This is a genomic window from Alcanivorax sp. HI0044, from assembly GCF_001634945.1.
Genome location: NZ_LWEZ01001147.1, coordinates 1 through 4972, shown reverse-complemented (window position 1 = coordinate 4972; position 4972 = coordinate 1). Strand labels below are relative to the sequence as shown.

Genomic DNA, 4972 nt, shown 5'->3' with positions numbered 1-4972 from the left:
TCTCCTTGTTCGTGCAGCCTCATCCGGTCAACGAAGGGCTCGGATACCGTTCAAGTTTTGAGAGAAATGCTGGCGGGACCTATCTACATCACAGGCTCAGGGCCTCAGGTCGAATACGGGTTGCCCGCCAGCAGTGGCGGAAGGGTAGCAAATCCTTCCGCCGGAGAGACACAAGGTCGAATTAGCCTGAAAGGCGTAATCCGACACTGTACCTGTCAATTAAGCATAAAGGTGGAATATTCCAGTTCTGCCATTTTGCGACTGACCAGCCACAGGCCGAGCAGCACACACACCGCCAACGCCAGCAGGAAACCGAAGCCAAAGAACTGGGGCCCCAGGTACAGGCTGATGCCGGTAAAAATCACATTAAGCACAAAGAACAACGCGGTCAGCAGCACCAGCATGCGGCGCTGATCCAGATAACAGAACACGTTGATGATGGCCAGGAAGACAACCTGCAGGGCGGTGGCGATTAGCTGCACCTTGAGCAACGGCAGATACAGTTCCGAAATGCCCAAAGCGTTAAAGATCTGCGCGCCGGCCACCATGATCACCAGCGCCGAGATCGCCTGAATCTTGAGAATCTGGAAGATGCCCTGGCGAATGACAAACACCATCTGGTTGCGCATATCTTCGATATAGGACAGCGATCCGCCCTCACGGACCGCATCGTAGAAGTTGGAGTAGTACTCTACAAAATCGGTCTCCATACGCACCAGAAATACGGCCATGCCCGGGATCAGTGACAGATACGACAGGAACACGGGAATATCGTAGATCAACGAGGCCCGCAGCGGCCCGATCACATCGCTACCGGTGCCGTCGTAAAACCAGAACATGGCCTTGTCCGCCCACACCCCGGCATTATAGAAAAAGCCCACCAGCATCAGGCTGGGGTACAGGTATTTTTTGCCGAACATGTCGAACGAGACGATGCTCTCGGCCGGGTAGCCTCGCACAATCAGCACCAGCATCCCCGCCAGCAGGGTCACCTGCCCCAGCAGAAAGCCCAGCAGCAGGCCATCCAGGTCCAGAAACCGCAACATCAGGGCACCCAGCACCGTAATGGTGTAGCCCAGGGCGTAGAGCAACAAAATGGCCTTGTACTGCTTCATGCCGGAGAGAAAAACGGTGGCAATCCAGATATTGCTCAACACCACAAAACAGGCGATCAGCAACACCCGGAACAGCACACTCTGCCCGGGAAACAGGAACATGGCCGCCGGCAACGCCAGCAGACCGGAGATAACCGTCACCAGCACTGTAACGCCACCAAAATTGGGCAGAATCAGGTCTTCACGGTTTTCAAACGAACGGTCCGCACAGAAGCGGGTAAAGGCCAGCTGCACAATGCCGGTGAGAATCAGGCTGATGGCAATCAAATAGGTCACGGTAATCTGGAACTGTGTCACCGAGGCATCCGGCACCACCATCCCCAGGCTGAAGATACCGATAATCAGAATGCCGATGATCGATAACACCCAGGGGCCGGAACTGATTACACCGGCATAGGCATAGGCCCGGATCAGGCCCAGCAAGGTGTCCTTGCGCAACAATCGACGCAGTTCAAAACCAATGCCGGCCATTAGTGGCGTCCCTCCCGGCGACGATTGTTGTTTTCTTGCGGGCTGGCTGCGTCCGTGTCCCTCACCAGCGACTGGTACAGGTCACGGTAGGCGCCAAACATCATGTCCTGGGTGTACAGGTTCTCCACCCGGCGAATGCCTGCCTGCTGCGCCTGGTGCCAGGCATCCCTATCTTTCAATAGCGAGGCAACCGCATTGCCCAACGCTTCCGGGTCGGCAATGCCCACCACTTCGCCGGCTTTTCCATAGGCCCGATCGGCTTCGCCCAGGCCTTCAATCAGCTGACGGCAAGACCCCACATCCGTGGAAACGGCCGGCACCCCGGCGGCAAAGCCTTCCAGCAACACCAGCGGTAACGCCTCACTGATGGAACTGAGCACGATCACCCCCACTTTGGGTAGCAGCTCATCAATTTTCTGGAACCCCAGAAACTTCACATTTTTTTCCAGCCCCAGACTGGCCACCAGGCCGTGGCACTCCTTGGCGTATTCCTTATCTTCATCTTCCGGGCCGGCAATCCAGCCTTCCGCGTCTGGCAATACATTGACCAGGGTCCGCATGGCACGCAGAAACGTTTTCACATCCTTGATGGGCACAACCCGGCCAATCAGACAGGCCACCGGGGGAACCGATTCACCCCGAGCCGCCCGCACTTTCTGCATGCGCGGTAGATCAATGCCATTGGGGATATTCAGGGTGCGCTCTGGCGGCGCGCCATCTTCCATTTGCCGCTCCCGGTTGCGCTCATAAAGCGCCACGATCCGGTCCGATGCCTGGTAGCACTCGCGCCCCAGCTCGGTGAAAAAATTCACCCACTTTTCGCGAAAGTAGGCCATCTCCGCGTTGTTCTTTTCCACCAGGCCGCGGTTATCGCTGATCCATTCGCTCTGGAACAGGTCGATCTTGCGCTCCTTGGTATAAATGCCATGCTCGGACAGCAACAACGGCTTGCCGGTGCGGCGCTTGAGCATGGCCCCAAGAAAGCCCGCATAGCCGGTGGAAATGGTGTGGTACATCTTTGCCGGTAGCAGGTTGTTGGCAATATCGTTGAGCACCCAGATGGGCGAATGCATGATGCGAACAGTCCAGAAATAATCCACAAAGGACGGATCCCGGCTGAACTCGCGATACGCTTCAGCAATGTAATCCCAACTGGCCCGGCTGTGCAGGAACGATTCTTCGGAATAATCCTCCCCTTCCCCCAGGTGCGTGACGATGCGGCTGAACAGTTCGCTGCGTTCTCTGGAGTGAACGCCCTCTTTCACCATTTCATGGAAACGCCGCAGGTCGGCATAGGCCTTGCGATTGCCCTTTAAGGAACGCTTTTGTGGCCCCCGCTGAAAATTATGCAGGTAATGCACTTCCAGGTGCACCACGTTATCCGGCAATTCATATTTCATCTCGCCGTAGTCTTCCGGGCGGCTGCCCACAAAACAGCAGGCAAAGGTATATTCGGGAAAACCACGAATAATCTGGTTTACCCAACTGGACACGCCGCCACTCACATAGGGAAAAGTGCCTTCCAGTAATAAACAGATATCGGCGCTATCCGCCCGTGGCAGGCTCATAGCCCCTCCAGAATTCAACGGATTTATTGAGTTGGGTGAACTGGCTGTCATCGGTAATTTCACGCATCAGCAACCGTACCAGCGGTATTTGCCGGCGCTGCAGGGCGATCTCCGCAAGCCAGGGATTCACTTTCGCTGCAGACAACCCCAGACGACGGGCAAAGGTCATGGACTGATGCGCTTCACCAATTTCTCCCTGGCCTAACTGAATGCGCCCGCGCAGCAACCACAAACCGGCATCCTCTGGCGCTTCCATCAAGCCCATGTCGGCGTAGAATGCGGCCCGTTCCAGCGTCAGGGTACGGATATCCCCGCGCACCAGGTCCTGATAGTTCAGCTCCCAATACAGTTCACAAAGACGACGGGCCAAACGGTAGCGGCGCGACTCCGTGGCTCGCTCCAGCAGATTCAGGGCCCGCTCGATATCCCGGGTAATCTCCTTTTCTTTCTGGTCAAGAATCCCGTAAGCCAGTAGCCGCAAGTCTTCAAAGGAATCGCCCAGGGTATGGCGCAACAAATTGCCCGTTACCCTGGCAGGCATATCCTTGAGCACCAGCATCCCCTGCACCCGCAAGGCATTCGGCGCCCGGGATGTAGTCAGCAGGTTTTTCAGGTCGATTTGCCGAAAGCCCGCCGCGCTGTTGACCTGTACCGGAGAAAAATAAGGCTGCTCCACCAATCCGAAGGGTTTGTCCCGAAACAGCGCCGGTAGCCAGATACCCAATGCCACCCCACCCAGGATGGTGATCAGCCCCACCGCCGGGATAAAAAACGCAAAAGAAAAAATCAGCACCCAGGACAGAATTTTTGGCGTCCTGAAACGTGCCGGCAGCAATCCCCAGGCAACAAAAGACAACAGCGCCGACGCCAACCCGTGAGAGAACAGGTACAGCACGAACAACGACAGGTCAGCCTGTCTGCTCAACAGCAACAGCAGGGAGGCGATCTCCGCACTGATCGCATAGATAAGCAGCTTGAGACTAGACACCCGCCGCCTCCAGTAGCTCAGCCACCTGCTCCATTGCCTCACGCTGATCCAGGTGGCGGTAATAGAACTGCACCCCGGCCTGGCGCAGGCTCATGAACGCATACTCATCGGCCAGCCATTTCTCGGTGCGCAGCACAAAGCCTTCCAGACTGGATTCCCCGGTCATCGGCATCATGATCATCAAGACGTTGTCGTTCAACCACCAGGCAAGATCCAGGCTGCGCAGGCCGCGGGCCAGCGCATCAAGAATCAGCCCTGCCTGTTCGCTGTCATCCGCGACAAACAAGGTGAGGGAGGTATCCACCCGGCCGCCCTCACGCAGACGTACCAGCGCAGCCAACTCACTGGCAATCCGGAATGGCATGGTGGGCCAGCGGTCCAACATGTCGTCGACTTCATCGCCGGCATGCACCACATCCGCATAGAAGTTAAGCAGCACAGACAACAGCTGCAGGTTTTCATAATTGATAGACAGGAATGGCAAACGCTCAATCACCATCACCCCGATCAAGGCGCCACCACTGTTGATAATCGGGGCCGCAACCAGATACTGGCCATGATAATTGCTGTCGTGGTCATGCTGCTGCACATGGGCAAGCAGCTGGTTTTCCAATGCGTGCTGGAGCAAAGCATTGTTGCGCTCCAGTGGACGCATTTCGCCCAGCTGGGCAGCCGGTTCATCGTCTATATGGCCATCCACCACCCGATAAAGCGCAGCACGCTGCAGCTGGCAATATTCCGCCAGCATGTGAATCAGGTCGTCCGCTGCAGGAAGCCGAACCCTGTCACTTTCATCCAGGGTCAGATCGCGCAATCGCACCAACGCATCA

At 56.6% G+C, this 4972-nt stretch carries 4 protein-coding genes; all 4 read right to left on the bottom strand.

Features of this window, described 5'->3' with window-relative positions; translation table 11 throughout:
- Positions 1-215: 215 nt before the first annotated feature.
- A complete protein-coding gene (gene pelG / locus A3730_RS14535; protein WP_063521425.1) occupies positions 216-1586 on the bottom strand; it encodes an exopolysaccharide Pel transporter PelG in 1371 nt (456 codons plus the stop codon).
- Positions 1586-3154: a GT4 family glycosyltransferase PelF gene (pelF, locus tag A3730_RS14530; RefSeq protein WP_063521424.1), complete on the bottom strand. Its 1569-nt coding sequence runs from the start codon at positions 3152-3154 to the stop codon at positions 1586-1588. Before pelF ends, pelG begins: the two co-directional genes overlap by 1 nt.
- Positions 3132-4142 carry a hypothetical protein gene (locus A3730_RS14525; RefSeq protein WP_063521423.1) on the bottom strand — a complete coding sequence of 337 codons (1011 nt, stop codon included), beginning with the start codon at positions 4140-4142 and terminating at the stop codon, positions 3132-3134. Before A3730_RS14525 ends, pelF begins: the two co-directional genes overlap by 23 nt.
- The coding region (locus tag A3730_RS14520; protein WP_156501212.1) for a PelD GGDEF domain-containing protein at positions 4135-4972 on the bottom strand (838 nt) is incomplete at its 5' end. The genes A3730_RS14520 and A3730_RS14525, both read right to left, overlap by 8 nt.